The sequence below is a fragment of the Ruegeria sp. CDSA193 genome, from assembly GCF_059611885.1.
Window position 1 is genome coordinate 1 of the sequence record NZ_JBXWPN010000007.1, and the last position, 18,327, is coordinate 18,327.

12 protein-coding genes are annotated in these 18,327 nt (G+C 56.6%); 2 read left to right on the top strand and 10 right to left on the bottom strand.

Going from position 1 to position 18,327, the window contains the following annotated elements; genetic code table 11:
* Window positions 1-137 precede the first annotated feature (137 nt).
* The 3 genes from fusA to rpsL are packed head-to-tail and all read right to left on the bottom strand — an operon-like array spanning window position 138 to window position 3,131.
* On the bottom strand, window positions 138-2,255 hold the full coding sequence (gene fusA, locus AC2FLG_RS14400; RefSeq protein WP_496702612.1) for an elongation factor G: 2,118 nt from the start codon (window positions 2,253-2,255) through the stop codon (window positions 138-140).
* An 18-nt stretch (window positions 2,256-2,273) separates the two neighbouring features.
* A complete protein-coding gene (gene rpsG / locus AC2FLG_RS14405; RefSeq protein ID WP_008756926.1) occupies window positions 2,274-2,744 on the bottom strand; it encodes a 30S ribosomal protein S7 in 471 nt (156 codons plus the stop codon).
* A gap of 15 nt (window positions 2,745-2,759) precedes the next feature.
* Window positions 2,760-3,131 carry a 30S ribosomal protein S12 gene (rpsL, locus tag AC2FLG_RS14410; RefSeq protein ID WP_005621086.1) on the bottom strand — a complete coding sequence of 124 codons (372 nt, stop codon included), beginning with the start codon at window positions 3,129-3,131 and terminating at the stop codon, window positions 2,760-2,762.
* Window positions 3,132-3,517: 386 nt separating this feature from the next.
* Here rpsL and AC2FLG_RS14415 point away from each other — a divergent pair, with 386 nt between their 5' ends.
* Entirely contained in the window at window positions 3,518-4,324 is an 807-nt protein-coding gene (locus AC2FLG_RS14415; protein ID WP_496706742.1) for a putative rhamnosyl transferase, read from the top strand.
* Here AC2FLG_RS14415 and AC2FLG_RS14420 read toward each other — a convergent pair.
* From AC2FLG_RS14420 to rplJ, 5 genes are all read right to left on the bottom strand, one after another.
* A complete protein-coding gene (locus AC2FLG_RS14420; RefSeq protein WP_496706743.1) occupies window positions 4,309-5,196 on the bottom strand; it encodes a DMT family transporter in 888 nt (295 codons plus the stop codon). The two genes, AC2FLG_RS14415 and AC2FLG_RS14420, sit on opposite strands and share 16 nt — an antisense overlap.
* A 174-nt stretch (window positions 5,197-5,370) precedes the next feature.
* Window positions 5,371-9,612 carry a DNA-directed RNA polymerase subunit beta' gene (rpoC, locus tag AC2FLG_RS14425; RefSeq protein WP_271949832.1) on the bottom strand — a complete coding sequence of 1,414 codons (4,242 nt, stop codon included), beginning with the start codon at window positions 9,610-9,612 and terminating at the stop codon, window positions 5,371-5,373.
* Between the two features lie 49 nt (window positions 9,613-9,661).
* A complete protein-coding gene (rpoB, locus tag AC2FLG_RS14430; protein ID WP_271949830.1) occupies window positions 9,662-13,795 on the bottom strand; it encodes a DNA-directed RNA polymerase subunit beta in 4,134 nt (1,377 codons plus the stop codon).
* A gap of 250 nt (window positions 13,796-14,045) precedes the next feature.
* Window positions 14,046-14,420: a 50S ribosomal protein L7/L12 gene (gene rplL, locus AC2FLG_RS14435; RefSeq protein ID WP_142636911.1), complete on the bottom strand. Its 375-nt coding sequence runs from the start codon at window positions 14,418-14,420 to the stop codon at window positions 14,046-14,048.
* Window positions 14,421-14,499: 79 nt separating this feature from the next.
* On the bottom strand, window positions 14,500-15,018 hold the full coding sequence (gene rplJ / locus AC2FLG_RS14440) for a 50S ribosomal protein L10 (RefSeq protein WP_142636913.1): 519 nt from the start codon (window positions 15,016-15,018) through the stop codon (window positions 14,500-14,502).
* 401 nt (window positions 15,019-15,419) lie between these two features.
* Here rplJ and AC2FLG_RS14445 point away from each other — a divergent pair, with 401 nt between their 5' ends.
* On the top strand, window positions 15,420-16,379 hold the full coding sequence (locus AC2FLG_RS14445) for a phosphotransferase (RefSeq protein ID WP_496706744.1): 960 nt from the start codon (window positions 15,420-15,422) through the stop codon (window positions 16,377-16,379).
* A gap of 69 nt (window positions 16,380-16,448) precedes the next feature.
* Here AC2FLG_RS14445 and rplA read toward each other — a convergent pair whose 3' ends face one another.
* Both rplA and rplK read right to left on the bottom strand, forming a co-directional pair.
* Entirely contained in the window at window positions 16,449-17,147 is a 699-nt protein-coding gene (gene rplA, locus AC2FLG_RS14450; RefSeq protein ID WP_142636917.1) for a 50S ribosomal protein L1, read from the bottom strand.
* A 1-nt stretch (window position 17,148) separates the two neighbouring features.
* Window positions 17,149-17,598, bottom strand: a complete 450-nt coding sequence (rplK, locus tag AC2FLG_RS14455) for a 50S ribosomal protein L11 (protein ID WP_085823307.1) — start codon at window positions 17,596-17,598, stop codon at window positions 17,149-17,151.
* Between the last annotated feature and the right edge of the window lie 729 nt (window positions 17,599-18,327).

The window sequence follows — 18,327 nt, forward strand, 5'->3', positions numbered from 1 at the left end:
GTCTTGCCGTGGTCAACGTGCCCAATCGTGCCAATGTTGACGTGCGGCTTATTACGCTCAAACTTTTCCTTTGCCATGATGGCCTCCTTTATCGGTAATGAAGGGAGCCCGCTAATCGAGCTCCCTCAAATTTTCGCTTATGCGTATTTCGCCTGGATCTCGTCCGAGATGTTCTGCGGAACCGGATCGTAGTGGTCGAACTGCATGGTGAACTGGGCACGGCCCGACGACATCGAACGCAAGGTGTTGATGTAGCCGAACATGTTGGCCAGCGGCACAAACGCGTCAATCGCGATGGCGTTGCCACGGTTTTCCTGCCCGGAAACCTGTCCCCGACGCGATGTCAGGTCACCAATGATACCGCCGGTATATTCTTCCGGAGTGATCACTTCGACCTTCATGATCGGCTCAAGCAGTTTCGCACCCGCTTTGCGCATGCCTTCACGCATACCCATACGCGCCGCGATCTCAAAGGCGAGAACCGAAGAGTCCACGTCGTGGTATTTACCTTCGATCAGGGCAACCTTGAAGTCGATCACGGGGAAGCCAGCCAGCGGGCCGCTATCCATGACGGATCTGATGCCTTTTTCAACGCCCGGGATGTATTCCTTGGGCACCGAACCACCAACAACACGAGATTCGAACGAATAACCTTCGCCCGGCTCTGTTGGGGTGATGATCATCTTCACCTCGGCGAACTGACCCGAACCACCCGACTGTTTCTTGTGGGTGTAAACGATCTCGGCTTCGTGACCGATGGTTTCGCGATAGGCCACCTGCGGCGCACCAATATTCGCTTCAACCTTGAATTCACGCTTGAGACGGTCAATCAGGATGTCCAGGTGAAGTTCGCCCATGCCCTTCATGATGGTCTGACCCGATTCCAGATCAGTTTCCACACGGAAGGACGGGTCTTCGGCGGCCAAACGGCCCAGACCCTGGCTCATTTTTTCCTGGTCAGCCTTGGTCTTCGGCTCAACCGCGATCTCGATCACCGGATCGGGGAAGGTCATGGTTTCCAGAACCACCGGATCGCCGGTCGAACACAGAGTGTCGCCCGTGGTGGTGTCTTTCAGACCTGCCAGCGCAATGATGTCGCCCGCGAACGCTTCGGTGATTTCCTCACGTTCGTTCGAGTGCATCATCATCATCCGGCCGATACGCTCTTTCTTACCCTTGGTCGAGTTCAGAAGCGTGTCGCCCTTGGACAGAGTGCCCGAGTAGATGCGGGTAAAGGTCAGCGAGCCAACAAAGGGGTCGTTCATGATTTTGAACGCCAGACCAGAGAACGCCATATCATCATCCGCACGGCGGGCGATGTTACGGGTTTCTTCTTCGTCACCGGGTTTGAAGCCCATGTAATCGACAACGTCCAGCGGGCTGGGCAGATAGTCGATCACAGCGTTCAGCAGTGGCTGAACACCTTTGTTTTTGAACGCCGAACCACCCAGAACCGGAACAAACGCGATTTCCAGAGTACCTTTGCGCAACAGGGCGCGCAGGGTCGGAACGTCGGGCTCATTGCCTTCCAGGTATTCCATCATCGCGTCGTCGTCCATTTCGACGGCCGCTTCGACCATTTTACCGCGCCATTCGTCAGCCATGTCCTTCAGGCTGTCGCGGATCGGTGCTTTGACCCAGCTTGCGCCCAGGTCTTCGCCCTGCCACAGCCATTCTTCCATGGTGACCAGGTCGATCAGGCCTTCCAACTCGGTCTCTGCGCCGATCGGAATACCAACCGGAACAGCGCGTGCGCCGGTACGGTCTTCGATCATTGCAACGCAGTTGAAGAAGTCCGCGCCGATCTTGTCCATCTTGTTGACGAACACCATCCGTGGAACCTTATAGCGGTCAGCCTGACGCCACACGGTTTCGGTCTGAGGTTCAACACCGGCGTTTGCGTCCAGAACGCAGACGGCACCGTCGAGAACCGCCAGCGAGCGTTCAACTTCGATGGTGAAGTCAACGTGGCCGGGGGTGTCGATGATGTTCAGGCGGTGCTTGGGCGAGTCAGCAGTTACACCGTCTTCGGTGCGTTCCCAGAAAGTGGTCGTCGCAGCCGAGGTGATGGTGATCCCGCGTTCCTGCTCCTGCTCCATCCAGTCCATGGTGGCTGCACCGTCGTGCACCTCACCGATGTTGTGGGATTTGCCGGTGTAGTACAGGATGCGTTCCGAGCAGGTCGTTTTACCCGCATCAATATGCGCCATAATACCGAAGTTACGGTAATGGTTGAGTGTATATTCGCGTGCCATTTCAATAAGCCTCTGGAATTACCAACGGTAGTGGCTGAAGGCTTTGTTCGCCTCGGCCATCTTGTGGGTGTCTTCACGCTTCTTCACAGCGGTACCGCGGGACTGTACAGCGTCCAGCAGTTCACCGGCGAGGCGTTCTTCCATGGTGTTTTCGTTACGGCCACGCGCAGCAGTGATCAGCCAGCGGATGGCCAGTGCTTCGCGGCGCTCGGGGCGCACTTCGACCGGAACCTGATAAGTTGCACCACCAACCCGGCGCGAGCGAACCTCGACCGACGGTTTGATGTTGTCGAGTGCTTCGTGGAACACTTCGACAGGTGCGCGCTTGATCTTGCCTTCAACGCGGTCAAATGCGTTGTAGACGATGCGCTCTGCAACCGACTTTTTACCGTCGATCATCAGGTTGTTCATGAATTTGGTCAGTACCTTGTCGCCAAATTTGGCGTCAGGCAGGACTTCGCGTTTTTCGGCGGCGTGACGACGTGACATATCAGCCTCTCCTTCTTATTTGGGACGCTTCGCGCCGTACTTCGAACGACGTTGCTTACGGTCTTTGACGCCTTGGGTATCCAAAACACCACGCAGGATGTGATAACGGACACCGGGAAGGTCTTTTACACGGCCGCCACGGATCAGAACAACCGAGTGTTCCTGCAGGTTGTGGCTTTCACCGGGGATGTACGAGATCACCTCGAACCCGTTGGTCAGGCGCACCTTGGCAACCTTACGCATCGCCGAGTTCGGCTTTTTCGGTGTGGTTGTGTAAACACGTGTGCAGACGCCGCGTTTCTGCGGGCACTGCTCCAGGTGCATGGACTTCGAGCGTTTTACTTTCGGCTGCCGCGGCTTGCGGATCAGCTGTTGGATCGTTGGCATTCCGGTTATATCCCCGTTTTGCAACACACATGACATGCACGCGCGATGCGTGCGGTTAAATTCGCTGCGTTCGTGCGTCCACAAGCGCAAAACCCGCGAGCGTTCCCATTCCGAGGTGAACGTCGCGGTTTGTTATCAGAGGGCGCGAACGATAAAAGAGTTCGGGCCTTGACCAGTTCATTACTGAAATCGGTTTTGGGGCGGCCCCCGGTACCGAGATGTGGCGCGTAATAGGGGGAGTCGGACCCAGTGTCAACAGTACAGCTGATCCGTTCCACATCAGGCCGTTTCGCGCTGGAACCAAAGCTCATCCAGTCTTACCGCCCGTTGCAGGAACAGGTCCGTGCAGGCATAGTCAGCCCATTGGTCTGGACCACGGATGAATCATGCAAATACTTGGCCTGTGTCGTTTTTCCTATCCCGCCCATGGCGGCTTTCAGATCGAACACGAAACGATCGAGGACCGGCGCTCCTATCTGTATCAACCTGACCGGCTGGAAGAGCGGTTCCGCCTGTTCGAAACCACCTCTCTGCCCTGCATAAAAGAACAAACCGACGAGGATTTTCAGTTTCTCATCGTGACCGGGACATGCCTTCCAAACGAGGCGCGCGAGCGTCTTCATGACTTAACGGCCGGCATGCCTCAGGTCCAGATCATCGCACGCGAACCGAAGCGGCATCGCAGGCTTATGAAAGAGGTTCTGAATTCGGCGCGCACTGACCCGGCCGCCCCCTGCATCCAGTTCCGCCATGATGATGACGATGCGGTCTCGGTCGATTTCGTGGAACGCCTGCGCATCGCCGCAGATGAGGGTCAGGGCTTAATGCAGAACCACAGAACCGTTGCGATTGATTACAACCAGGGGTTCCTGGCCCGTTTCGATGCAGACGGCATCCGGGCCGCACAGGTGTATCAACCTTTGCTCGGGATCGGCTTTGCGATGTATTCCGCCGGGGGGTGTGAGCTGACGATCATGAACTTCGGCCACCATCGGATCGGGAATTTCATGCCCGTTATCAGCTATCCGGATGCACCTATGTGGGTCCGCACGCTTAACCAGTTCAACGATTCTCCGCATGCGCGAAACAGTAGGACCGAGCTGTCCCCCCTAACCTCTGAACAGGAAGGCGAATTCATCGCACGGTTCGCCATCGACCAGGACGCCGTTCGCCGCATTCATTCGGCAGATTGACGAGTCCTTTCACGGAACAGCATGAACATTCCTGCCCCAACCACTAAGGCCGCCCCCGCCATCGTAATCCTGTCGGGCCAGTCCCCAAATACGGCCCAGCCCAAACCCAACGCCCAGATCAGACTGGAATAACGAAACGGCGCGATAAAGCCGATCTCACCAGCGCGCATGACAATGACGCTGAACAAATATCCCGTCAGAACAAAGACCGCAGCACACGCTACCATCGAACCGGCGGCTGCCGGAACCGGAACCCAGCCCGAGACAGAGGTGACAAGAACCGCCGTCAATGTAATCGTCGCGGTTGTTGCCAGCGTTACTGCAAGTGATGGCACACGCACCGACATGCGTCGCGTAATCAAATCCCGGGCAGTTACCGAAGCAACTGCGATCAAAGCATATATCGCGTAGATGCTGAAACCGTCCGTGCCCGGGCGAACGATCAGCAACATACCGGCGAACCCGAAAACGATGGCAAGAATCCGACGCCAACCGATATACTCTTGAAAAAACAACGCGGCTCCAAGTGTTACGGTCAATGGCAAGGCCAGCAGAATGGCCGTCACGTTTGCCAACGGCATATGAAGCAGCGCGACCAAAAAGAAAATTGTCGCCAACAATTCGGCGAGACAACGTGCCGCGACCAACCACTTGTCATGACGCGGAAAGTTCAGATGCAACGCCCCATAATACCGTGCCAGAAGATACACCAGAATGGTCGCCAAAACCCCGCGGATGGCAACCATCTGAAACAGCGGCATCTGGGCTCCGGCGGCCTTGATCAAAGTGTCATTGATGGTGAAGGCAGCCATGCTGCCCATCATCAGCAAAGCACCCCTGAAATTCGGCGTCACTCTTTTTGAACTCCGCATTTGGCCACGAGGTGCATTTGGCGACGTTCAAGAAAGAGATGTCAATATGGCTCCGCCCGCCAATGCTCTGCTAGCATGGCATTTTCAATGGCGCTTCATGCAGCGCCCCACCCGAGCCTGAAATGAAAAGGCCCCGCGAAATCGCGGGGCCTGATCTTTGGAATGTAGGATCGCTTATTCGCGGCTTTCCGGTGTTTCCACCAGAACATCCAGCTCATCCCCGACCATATCGTCATCCATCATCGGCGCAGCCAGAGCAGCGGCGGCTTCGGCCTCTTCCCGGCGGGCTTCGATGACAACGTTGTCACGCGACTGCGCGACGCGCTGTACGCTTTGCGTTGCGCCACCGGTACCGGCAGGGATTAGACGACCGACGATGACGTTCTCTTTCAGGCCAACCAGCTTGTCTTTCTTGCCCTGAACCGAAGCCTCGGTCAGAACCCGTGTGGTTTCCTGGAACGACGCCGCCGAGATGAACGAACGCGTCTGCAGCGAGGCTTTGGTGATCCCCAAGAGGATCGGCTCGCCCTGAGCCGGACGTCCACCGCGGGCGAGGGTCTTCTCGTTGGCCGCGTCGAACTCCTGCTTGTCGACATGTTCGCCTTTCAGCAGGGTGGTGTCACCTGAATCCAGGATCTCCCACTTCTGCAGCATCTGGCGCACGATCACTTCGATGTGCTTGTCGTTGATCTTCACGCCCTGCAGACGATAAACATCCTGCACTTCGTCGATCATGTAATCCGCCAGCGCTTCGACACCCATGATGGACAGGATGTCATGCGGGGCCGGGTTACCGTCCATCAGGTATTCACCCTTCTGGATGAAGTCACCTTCTGCAACCGGGATGTGCTTACCCTTGGGCACCATATACTCGATGGTCTCCATGGACTCGTCAGCCGGTTCGATGCTGATGCGACGCTTGTTCTTGTAGTCGCGACCAAAGCGCACGTAACCATCGGCTTCTGCGATGATCGCGTGATCTTTCGGGCGACGGGCTTCGAACAGTTCGGCAACACGCGGCAGACCACCGGTGATGTCCTTGGTCTTGGCACCTTCACGCGGGATACGCGCGACAACTTCACCAGCTTCGATCTGCTGACCGTCTTCGATCGACAGGATCGCGTCCACCGACATCGGATAGTGAACCGGGTTGCCCGCATCGTTACGGACTGGTTCGCCATCTTCGCCAACCAGAATGATCTCAGGCTTGAGGTCGCTGCCTTTGGGGGCCGCGCGCCAGTCGATCACGATCTTCTGGGTCATACCGGTTGCATCGTCGGTCACGTCGCGGACAGCAATGCCCGAAACCAGATCAACATATTTCGCGGTACCGGACTTTTCGGCGATGATCGGCAGGGTGTAAGGATCCCATTCGAACAGCTTGTCGCCACGGTTCACCTTGGTGCCATCCTTGACGAACAGCTTCGAGCCATAACCCAACTTGTGGTTGGCACGCTCTTCGCCATGTTCGTCTTTGATCACCATCTTCATGTTCCGGCCCATGACCAGGCTTTCGCCCGCGGAATTGACCAGGATCTGCGGGTTCTCAAACGAAACGACACCGTCGTGGCTGGCTTCCTGGAACGACTGCTGACCACCTTGCGCAACACCACCGATGTGGAAGGTCCGCATTGTCAACTGCGTACCGGGTTCACCGATGGACTGGGCGGCGATGATGCCGACAGCCTCACCCGTGTTGACCATAGTACCGCGTGCAAGGTCACGACCGTAGCAGGTTGCACAGACGCCTTCCTCGGACTCACAGGTCAGAGGCGAACGGATGCGCATAGACGCAACAGCGGCCTCATCAATGATGTCGGCCATACGTTCGTCGATCAACTGACCTGCTGCGACCAGAACCTCATCGGTGCCGGGACGCAGAACGTCATCGGCAGAGACACGGCCCAGCACACGTTCGGCTAGCGAAGCAACAACTTCACCGTCGTTTACCGCGGCTTCCGCAGTGATCGCGCGCTCGGTTCCACAATCGAGCTCACGCACGATGCAGTCCTGTGCCACGTCCACCAGACGACGGGTCAGGTAACCCGAGTTCGCCGTTTTCAGAGCGGTATCCGACAGACCCTTACGGGCGCCGTGAGTCGAGTTGAAGTATTCAAGAACGGTCAGACCTTCCTTGAAGTTCGAGATGATCGGCGTCTCGATGATGTCACCGTTTGGTTTGGCCATCAGGCCGCGCATACCGCCCAGCTGTTTCATCTGAGTGACCGAGCCACGCGCGCCCGAGTGGGCCATCATGTAGACCGAGTTCGGTTCCTTTTCAGACCCGTCCTCTGCCCGATCCGAAGATGAGATCGTGCTCATCATCGCTTCGGTTACACGATCGTTACACTTCGACCAGGCATCAACAACTTTGTTGTACTTTTCACCCTGAGTGATCAGGCCGTCCATGTACTGCTGTTCAAAATCCTTCACCTGACTACGGGTTTCATCGACGATGCCCCATTTGTCATCCGGGATCACCATGTCGTCCTTACCGAACGAGATACCGGCGCGGAACGCTTCCTTGAAGCCCATCGACATGATCTGGTCACAGAAGATGACCGACTCTTTCTGACCGCAGTAACGGTAGACGGTGTCGATCACTTGCTGCACTTCTTTCTTCCGCAGCAAACGGTTGACCAGTTCGAACGGCGCCTTGTTGTTCATCGGCAGCAGAGCACCCAGGCGCACTCGGCCCGGAGTGGTTTCAAACCGCTGTTGAACTTCATTGCCTTCACTGTCGATCTGAGTAATCCGCGCAGTGATCTTAGTGTGCAGATGCACTTCACCGGCGTCCAGCGCGTGCTGAACTTCGTCGATCGAGCCAAAGACCTTGCCTTCGCCTGGCATACCTTCGCGTTCCAGGGTCACATAGTACAGACCCAGGATCATATCCTGCGACGGAACGATGATCGGCGCGCCGTTTGCTGGCGACAGAACGTTGTTCGTCGACATCATCAGAACGCGGGCTTCCAGCTGGGCCTCAAGGCTCAGCGGGACGTGTACGGCCATCTGGTCACCGTCGAAGTCGGCGTTAAAGGCCGAACAGACCAACGGGTGCAGCTGGATGGCTTTACCTTCGATCAGAACCGGTTCAAACGCCTGAATGCCAAGACGGTGCAGTGTCGGCGCACGGTTCAGCATGACAGGGTGTTCGCGGATCACCTCGTCGAGGATATCCCACACTTCGGGACGCTCTTTCTCGACCAGTTTCTTCGCCTGCTTCACGGTCGAAGACAGACCCTTGGCTTCAAGGCGCGAATAGATGAACGGCTTGAATAGTTCCAGCGCCATCTTTTTGGGCAGACCACACTGGTGCAGCTTGAGTTCCGGACCGGTCACGATGACCGAACGGCCCGAGAAGTCGACGCGCTTACCCAGAAGGTTTTGACGAAAGCGACCCTGCTTACCCTTCAGCATGTCCGAAAGCGATTTCAGCGGACGCTTATTGGCGCCGGTGATCACGCGGCCACGACGGCCATTGTCGAACAGAGCATCGACGGATTCCTGCAGCATCCGCTTTTCGTTGCGGACGATGATGTCAGGTGCGCGCAGTTCGATCAGACGCTTCAGACGGTTGTTCCGATTGATGACGCGGCGATACAGATCGTTCAGATCCGAAGTCGCAAAACGGCCACCATCCAGCGGAACCAGAGGACGCAGTTCCGGCGGAATGACCGGAATTACAGTCATCACCATCCACTCAGGCCGGTTGCCCGACTCGAGGAAGGATTCAACAACCTTCAGACGCTTGATGATCTTCTTGGGCTTCAGTTCACCGGTTGCTTCGGCCAGATCAGCACGCAGCTGTTCGGCTTCGGCTTCTAGATCGATCTGGGCCAGCATCTCACGGATAGCTTCGGCACCGATGTTCGCGGTGAACGCGTCCATGCCATAGGCATCCTGCGCGTCCATGAACTCTTCTTCGGTCAGCATCTGACCATAGGAGAGGTCGGTCAGACCGGGCTCGATGACGACATAGTTTTCAAAGTACAGAACGCGTTCCAGATCGCGCAGCGTCATGTCCAGCATCAGACCGATGCGGGACGGCAGCGATTTCAGGAACCAAATGTGTGCGACGGGCGCGGCCAGCTCGATATGACCCATACGCTCGCGGCGGACTTTCTGCAGGGTGACTTCCACACCGCATTTCTCGCAGACAACGCCGCGATATTTCATCCGCTTATATTTACCGCACAGACATTCGTAATCTTTGATCGGGCCAAAGATACGCGCGCAGAACAGACCGTCACGTTCGGGTTTGAACGTCCGGTAGTTGATGGTTTCGGGTTTCTTGATCTCGCCATAAGACCAAGAGAGGATCCGTTCCGGGCTGGCCAATGAGACCTTGATCTCGTCAAAGACCTTAGGCGGCGTCAGCGGGTTGAACGGGTTATTGGTAATTTCCTGGTTCATTTTGCGTCCTTACAAATTGGGATGGGATGAGTTTGGGGCGTTACCGCCCCTACTCTTCCTCCGCATCCAGGAGTTCCATATTCAGGCCGAGGCCACGGACTTCTTTCACCAGAACGTTAAACGATTCCGGTACGCCCGCTTCAAAGTTATCCTCGCCCTTGACGATCGACTCATAGACCTTGGTCCGGCCGGCGACGTCATCCGATTTAACGGTGAGCATCTCCTGCAGGGTGTAGGCGGCGCCGTAAGCTTCCAGAGCCCAGACTTCCATCTCACCAAAGCGCTGACCACCGAACTGCGCCTTACCACCCAGCGGCTGCTGGGTAACCAGGCTGTACGGCCCGGTTGAACGCGCGTGGATTTTGTCATCCACAAGGTGGTGCAGTTTCAGCAGGTACTTGATGCCCACGGTCACCGGACGTGCAAACTGCTCACCCGTACGACCGTCGAACAGAACCGACTGACCGCTTTGCGAGAAGCCCGCGCGCACCAGAGCGTCATTGACGTCTGCCTCTTTGGCGCCATCAAAGACCGGAGTCGCGATCGGAACACCACGGGTCACGTTGCCCGCAGCCTCGATCAGGTGACCCTCGTCCATGCCAGTGATGCCTTCTTCATAGACATCGTCGCCATAGGCCAGCTTCATTGCTTCGCGAACCGGGGTCAGGTCGCCAGAGCGGCGATATTCACCCAGCGCGTCGTCGATGTTCAGACCCAGACCGCGCGCGGCCCAACCCATGTGGGTTTCAAGGATCTGACCAACGTTCATACGCGAAGGAACACCCAGCGGGTTCAGACAGAAGTCAACCGGCGTACCATCGGCCAGGAACGGCATGTCTTCCATCGGAACAACCTTGGAAATCACACCTTTGTTCCCGTGACGACCGGCCATCTTATCGCCCGGTTGCAGCTTGCGCTTCACGGCGATGAAGACTTTGACCATCTTCATCACACCCGGCGGCAGGTCGTCGCCGCGACGAACCTTCTCGACCTTGTCTTCGAAACGGGCGTCCAGAGCACGCTTTTGCACTTCGTACTGCTCATTCAGAGCCTCAACGATCTGTGCGTCCTGCTCATCTTCCAGCGCCAGCTGCCACCACTGACCACGGGTCAGGGTTTCCAACAGGTCCTCGGTGATCACCGACCCTGGCTTGACGCCTTTCGGGCCTTTGACCGCGGTTTTACCCATGATCAGGCCTTGCAGGCGCGCATAGATGTTGCGGTCCAGGATCGCCAGCTCATCGTCCCGGTCACGGGCCAGACGTTCGACTTCTTCCCGCTCGATCTGCAGCGCACGCTCGTCTTTCTCGACGCCGTGACGGTTGAAGACGCGGACCTCAACGACCGTACCGTAATCGCCTGGCTTCACGCGCAGCGAAGTGTCGCGCACGTCAGATGCTTTTTCGCCAAAGATGGCGCGCAGCAGCTTTTCTTCCGGGGTCATCGGGCTTTCGCCCTTCGGAGTGATCTTGCCGACCAGGATATCGCCCGGTTCAACATCCGCGCCGATGTAAACGATGCCCGCCTCGTCGAGGTTACGCAGCGCTTCTTCACCGACATTCGGAATATCGCGGGTGATCTCTTCCGGACCCAGCTTGGTGTCACGGGCGGCGACTTCAAATTCCTCGATATGGACCGAGGTAAAGACGTCGTCACGCGCAATACGTTCCGAGATCAGGATCGAGTCTTCGTAGTTGTAACCGTTCCAGGGCATGAACGCGACGACCACGTTCTTACCCAAGGCCAGTTCACCCATATCGGTCGACGGACCATCAGCAATGACTTCGCCCTTCTGGACGGTGTCACCCACTTTGATCAGCGGACGCTGGTTGATGCAGGTGTTCTGGTTCGAACGCTGGAATTTGCGCAGACGATAGATGTCAACGCCAGCGTCGCCCAGTTCCAGATCCTCAGTCGCGCGGATAACGATACGCTGGGCATCGACCTGGTCGATGATACCGGCGCGTTTCGCCTGAATCGCAGCACCTGAGTCAATCGCAACCTTTTCCTCGATTCCGGTACCAATCAGCGGTGCCTCGGCCCGCAGCAGCGGAACCGCCTGACGTTGCATGTTCGAGCCCATTAGAGCGCGGTTAGCATCGTCATTTTCAAGGAACGGGATCAGCGATGCAGCAACCGATACCAGCTGTTTTGGGCTGACGTCGATCAGGTCCACATTCTCGCGCGGGGCCAGAGTGTAGTCACCTGACTGGCGGGTCGAAACCAGATCGTTGATGAACTTGCCATCCGTATCCAGTGTCGCGTTCGCCTGTGCCACTGTGTGACGCATTTCCTCGGTCGCGGACATGTAGTGAACCTCATCAGTCACCTCGGCGTCTTTGACGACACGGTACGGTGTTTCGATGAAGCCATACTTGTTCACACGGGCAAAGGTCGCCAGCGAGTTGATCAGACCGATGTTCGGGCCTTCCGGCGTTTCAATCGGGCACATCCGGCCATAGTGTGTCGGATGAACGTCGCGCACCTCAAAGCCCGCACGCTCGCGTGTCAGACCACCGGGGCCAAGCGCCGAGAGACGGCGTTTGTGGGTGACTTCCGACAGCGGGTTGGTCTGGTCCATGAACTGCGACAGCTGCGACGAGCCGAAGAATTCGCGGACAGCAGCAGCAGCCGGTTTCGCATTGATCAGGTCCTGCGGCATGACGGTGTCGATCTCGACCGACGACATACGCTCTTTGATCGCGCGCTCCATGCGCAGCAGGCCAACGCGGTACTGGTTTTCCATCAGTTCGCCGACCGAACGCACACGACGGTTGCCGAGGTGGTCGATATCGTCGATGTCCCCTTTGCCGTCGCGCAGTTCAACCAGCGCCTTGATGCAGGCCACGATGTCTTCGCGGCGCAGGGTGCGCAGTGTATCGGGCGCATCCAGAGCCAGACGCATGTTCATCTTTACACGGCCAACGGCGGACAGGTCATAGCGCTCGCTGTCAAAGAACAGCGTTTCGAACAGCGCCGAGGCCGCTTCGACGGTGGGCGGCTCACCCGGGCGCATGACGCGATAGATATCCATCAGCGCTGTGTCGCGGCCCATGTTCTTGTCTGCAGCCATGGTGTTGCGCATGTAGGGGCCGACATTGATGTTGTCGATATCCAGAACCGGAATATCGGTGACGCCCGCGTCGATCAGCTCTTTCGCGGTGCCTCCGATCAGCTCGCCGTCTTTGTCGTATTCCAGCGTCAGCTCATCACCAGCTTCGACATAGATCGCGCCGGTTTCTTCGTTGATGATGTCCTTGGCGACAAACTTCCCGACGATGTGATCGAACGGAACCAACAGCTCGGTGACGTTGCCTTCATCGATCAGCTTCTTGACCGCGCGCGGGGTGACTTTCTTGCCCGCTTCGGCAATCACTTCACCGGATTTGGCGTCGATCAGGTCATAGGTCGGACGCGTACCGCGTGCACGCTCGGGGAAGAACGGTGCAATCCAGCCCTTCTTCTTGTCCAGCTTGTACGACACCGTGTTGTAATAGGCGTCCATGATCGCTTCTTGATCCAGACCCAGCGCATACAGCAGGGTTGTCACAGGCAGTTTGCGGCGACGGTCGATACGGGCGAACACGATGTCCTTGGCGTCGAACTCAAAGTCCAGCCAGCTGCCGCGATACGGGATGATGCGGCAGGCGAACAACAGCTTGCCCGAGGAATGGGTCTTGCCCTTGTCGTGGTCAAAGAACACACCGGGCGAACGGTGCATCTGGGACACGATCACACGCTCGGTACCGTTCACAATGAACGTCCCGTTTGGTGTCATCAGGGGCATATCCCCCATGAACACGTCCTGTTCCTTGATGTCTTTGACCGACTTGGCGCCAGTGTCCTCGTCGACATCAAACACGATCAGACGCAGAGTGACTTTCAGCGGCGCGCTGTAGGTCATGTCGCGCTGCATGCACTCTTCGACGTCGTATTTGGGTTTTTCCAAATCGTATTTCACGAACTCCAGAACGGAGGTTTCGTTGAAATCCTTGATCGGGAAAACCGACTGGAACACGCCTTTGATGCCTTCGCCGTCTGTCGGCACATCTGCATCGCCGGAGCGCAGGAATAGATCATAAGAAGATTTTTGCACCTCAATGAGGTTCGGCATCTCCAGCACTTCGCGGATTTTGCCGTAATATTTCCGAAGACGTTTCTGGCCAAGGAACGATTGAGCCATGTCAGATGTCACCTTTCGATGTTCTCAGCGGACAAAGACACCGTCGGGCCCCGGTGCCTTGCACATTAGAGACAACACGTCCGGATCAATTCGTGGCCACCGTCCCGAATGGCAGCCTCCCGATCCATGAACCGCGTCTTAGAAAACACCCCAATCCATGAGGTCCTTTCTAAGACAGGTTCGGCTGGACCCGGATTTCTCCGGGACCAGCCAAATTTCCGGCGCATCTGCGATGCACCAAAAGACTGACTTAGGCCAGTTCGACCTCGGCGCCAGCTGCTTCCAGCTTGCCTTTGATGTCTTCGGCTTCGTCTTTCGACACAGCTTCTTTGATCTTGCCGCCAGCCTCGACCAGTTCTTTGGCTTCTTTCAGGCCCAGACCGGTAATGCCGCGAACTTCTTTGATCACGTTGATTTTCGAAGCGCCGGCGTTCTTCAGAACGACGTCGAATTCGGTTTTTTCTTCCTCAGCTGCGCCACCGGCGTCGCCACCGGCTGCCATGACAACCGCGCCGCCAGCTGCGGGCTCGATGCCATATTCGTCTTTGAGGATGGTTTTCAGTTCTTGTGCTTCCAGCAGGGTCAGACCCACGATGCTTTCTGCGAGTGCTTTCAGATCAGCCATTTTATCAGCTCTTTCCGTTTACAGTGTGTGTTCCAACGTCAGGGTGGCTACCCTACGCAGATCATTCAGTGCCAACCGCTTACGCAGCTTCCGCCTTCTCTTCGATGGTGGAAAGGATGCTTGCGATGTTGCTTGCAGGTGCGCCAATTGCGCCAGCGATGTTCGAAGCAGGTGCGCCCAGCATGCCCGCGATAGTAGCAATAAGCTCCTCGCGCGAAGGCATTTTGGACACGGCTTCAACGCCGGCACGATCCAGAGCGTTCTCACCCATTGCACCGCCAAGAATTTCGAACTTTTGGTTCTCTTTGGCGTAGTCCTGGGCCACTTTGGCTGCTGCCACAGGGTCCTCAGAATAGGTCAGAACGGTCATCCCCGTCAGCAGGTCGGCAATGCTTTCACATGGCTTTCCGTCGAGGGCGATTTTGGCGAGCCTGTTCTTGGCAACACGCACGGCACCACCCGCGTCACGAGCACGTGCGCGAAGGTCCTGCATCTCGGCAACTGTCAGACCGGCGTAGTGTGCAACCACTACGACGCCAGAGCTTTCGAAGATTTGGCCGAGCTCGTCGACCACTTTCTCTTTCTGGGCTCTATCCACAGTTTTCTCCAAGTTAGGGGTGATATCTCACCCCGGCTCATATTTGCCGCAGCTTACGCTCCGGCGTTCAGGTCCGTTGCTACGGGATTAGCCAAAATTCGCCCGAGGATCGAAGCCCTCAGAATTCTTTGGTCTTACCCGTCTCAGGCAGGGAATTAAGGGGCCAGATGACACCACCCACCGTCTTGGACGAAACAAAATAAAGCGCACGACGAATCGCACGCTTTACTTCGCAGCTCTCTTTATGGCAGTTACGCCGGGTTTCCAAGGGGTAAATTGGGCAGAAACCGGAAATGATCGAGCAGCGCAGCTGGCACCGGAACAGTGTCCTAGATTGACATGTTCCATGCGCTGAGGTCCAGTCTGGCTAAGCCCCTTTCTTCTTAGGTATCCATCCCTGAATGCTGACCCTCACCACAGACGAATACGAACGCGCGCGCGGCTTTGTTCAGGAGTTCCTGGATCAAACGCCCGAGGATGGACCGGCGGGTTTCGAATGCGTCTATCGTTCTCATGATTTTGCGGGCTCGCGTATAGTGCTCAGGGTCCGGGGTGCGCGCCGGGACTATGCCCTAAAGGTCGATACGGAATCGCCCGGGACGGGACGTTTGCGCGATGAGTTTGACATGCTCGGAAAGCTGACCGCCCATTTTGCACGATACGAATCTGCGGGGGTTGTCGACCCGGTTTACATATCACCGGGTGATGCGTTTTTTGTGACGCAGTTTATTGACCGCCCCACCGCTGCGGATCTTATCCATAACAGCCCGGATGACGACCAGATCGGCCGCATCTATCGGCGCGCCGGATCGTGGCTGAACGATTTGCACAGCTTTCAGCCCGTCAAGACCTATGATTTCCGCCCTAGCTGGATGATCGACAGGCTTCAGGCTTTGCTACGTCTTGCCCCGGACACAGCACAGCTCCGGGGGCGGAATATGGTCCAGCATCTGACCGACGAGGCATTACAGCTAAAAGGCACCCCTGAACTGCTGGTCCTTGCACACGGAGATTGTCACAGTCAAAATCTGATCGTCGGGCATGGCGAAATGATCGGCCTGGATTTTACCGAAACGCGGGAAAAGCTAGCTTTGTATGATATTGTCGACTTTCTAAAGTCCGATATCTTTCGCGATGGCACTGATGATCAGGTTGATCAAAGCGGCATCCTGAAAACAAACAAAGACATGTTCTTTCGCAAATATCGCCATCCAATTCAGATGGACGTTCTGGATATGTGCATGCGCGCACGTCTAGTGATGGATTGGCTGGACTTATGGCGATTGGACAGATCCTGCAGCGAATACGAGAGCTTTCGCAGAGACCGCCTGAACCTGCGCCTGCAAGCCGTGTATGAGTGAGGCTGAAAAAGAAAGACCCGAACAGCCTTCACCGTTCGGGTCCAATCATTTTAGCTGTAAGCTAGGGACTTATTCGCCCGCAGCAGCAGCCACATCCAGAGTCACGCCTGGGCCCATGGTCGAGCTCAGCGCGATTTTCTTCATGTAAGTGCCTTTGGCGCCTGTTGGCTTGGCTTTGGCAACAGCGGTCACAAATGCACGAACGTTTTCTGCCAGTTTGGCTTCGTCGAAGGACGCTTTGCCAACGCCAGCGTGCACAACGCCGCCTTTTTCAGCTTTGAACTGAACTTCGCCGCCTTTGGCTGCTTCTACGGCCGCTTTCACGTCCATGGTCACAGTGCCAACCTTGGGGTTCGGCATCAGGTTGCGGGGGCCCAGAACTTTACCAAGACGACCAACGATGGGCATCATGTCCGGGGTTGCTATGCAACGATCGAATTCAATGGTGCCGCCCTGAATGGTTTCCATCAGATCTTCTGCACCAATGATATCCGCCCCTGCTTCTTTCGCTTCGTCAGCCTTGGGGCCACGAGCGAATACAGCAACGCGCATTGTTTTACCGGTGCCATTCGGCAGGCCAACAACGCCACGAACCATCTGGTCCGCGTGACGGGTGTCAACGCCCAGGTTCAGAGCGATTTCGATGGTCTCATCGAATTTCGAAGTTGCGTTGGCTTTGACCAGGGCAACTGCTTCTTCGACCGACAGGTTTTCCTTGCCAGCGACAGCTTCGCGCGCAGCGCGGGTACGTTTACCGAGTTTTGCCATCTTACTTCACCTCGATGCCCATAGAGCGGGCCGAGCCCAGGATGATCTGCATTGCGCCTTCGACGTCGTTGGCGTTCAGATCTTTCATTTTGGCTTCGGCGATTTCGCGAACCTGCTTCGAGGTCACGGATGCCACGGTCTCACGACCTGGGTTTTCCGCACCACGGGGGCGATTACGCTTGCCAACCGGCTTCAGACCAGCTGCTTTCTTCAGGTAATAAGACGCTGGTGGCGTCTTGATGTCCATGGTGAAGGACTTGTCCTGATAATAGGTGATCACGGTCGGGCAAGGCGCGCCTTGCTCCATGTCTGCGGTCTTGGCGTTGAACGCCTTGCAGAATTCCATGATGTTGATGCCGCGCTGACCCAGCGCCGGACCAACTGGCGGCGACGGGTTCGCCTGACCTGCAGGAACCTGCAGTTTCATTGTACCAGCAAGCTTCTTGGCCATTTGGTTTTCCTTTCAACGTAGGTGAAACGCGTTCCACCCGGTTTATGTTGCGTGGTCCGATCCGGGATCGCGATCCCGGTAATCTCCCACGAGAGAATCTCGCCCAAAGACGATAGAGGCGGCATGTACAGGGGAACGGAAGTATTGGCAAGGGTTTGAATCACGGCCTGAAGCAGCCACATCGAACCCAAACTGACCCTCGCTCCAAAGCTAAGCAACAGCAAAACAGCATCTGTCATCGCCCAATGATATTGCACAGGCTACATGCACAACCTTGCGGGCTATCAGAGCAACTTAGCAGCCGCCATAGTTCTTGTTTCCACTCGCCGTGATTGTGTAGGTTCCGCCTCTTGGACCCGTGTAGCATCGTGAGGTCACACGCCTAATGCTGGCAACCGGTCGGCGGTACGAAGATACTTTCCTGATCTGAGCACCCCACTCACACGCGAGACCATCGCCATCAAGATCCAAATTATGTGGATCAGATACAGGTCCACCAGACGCTAAGAAGAACCTCTGCGCTGCTGCGCCATTCGGAAAGCCATCACAATCATAGTCAACCCCTGCTGCCTCGGATGAAAACGGTCGCTCGTAGGATTTGGTCCCAGCTGTAGACAGGCTGTACTGACCATAATTGCTATAACCACATTGGTCTACTTTTCGAGCAGCCAGCTCTGCTTCGATCATCAGTTTCCCCCGCAATGTCGTACTTGGGAGCCGATATGCGGA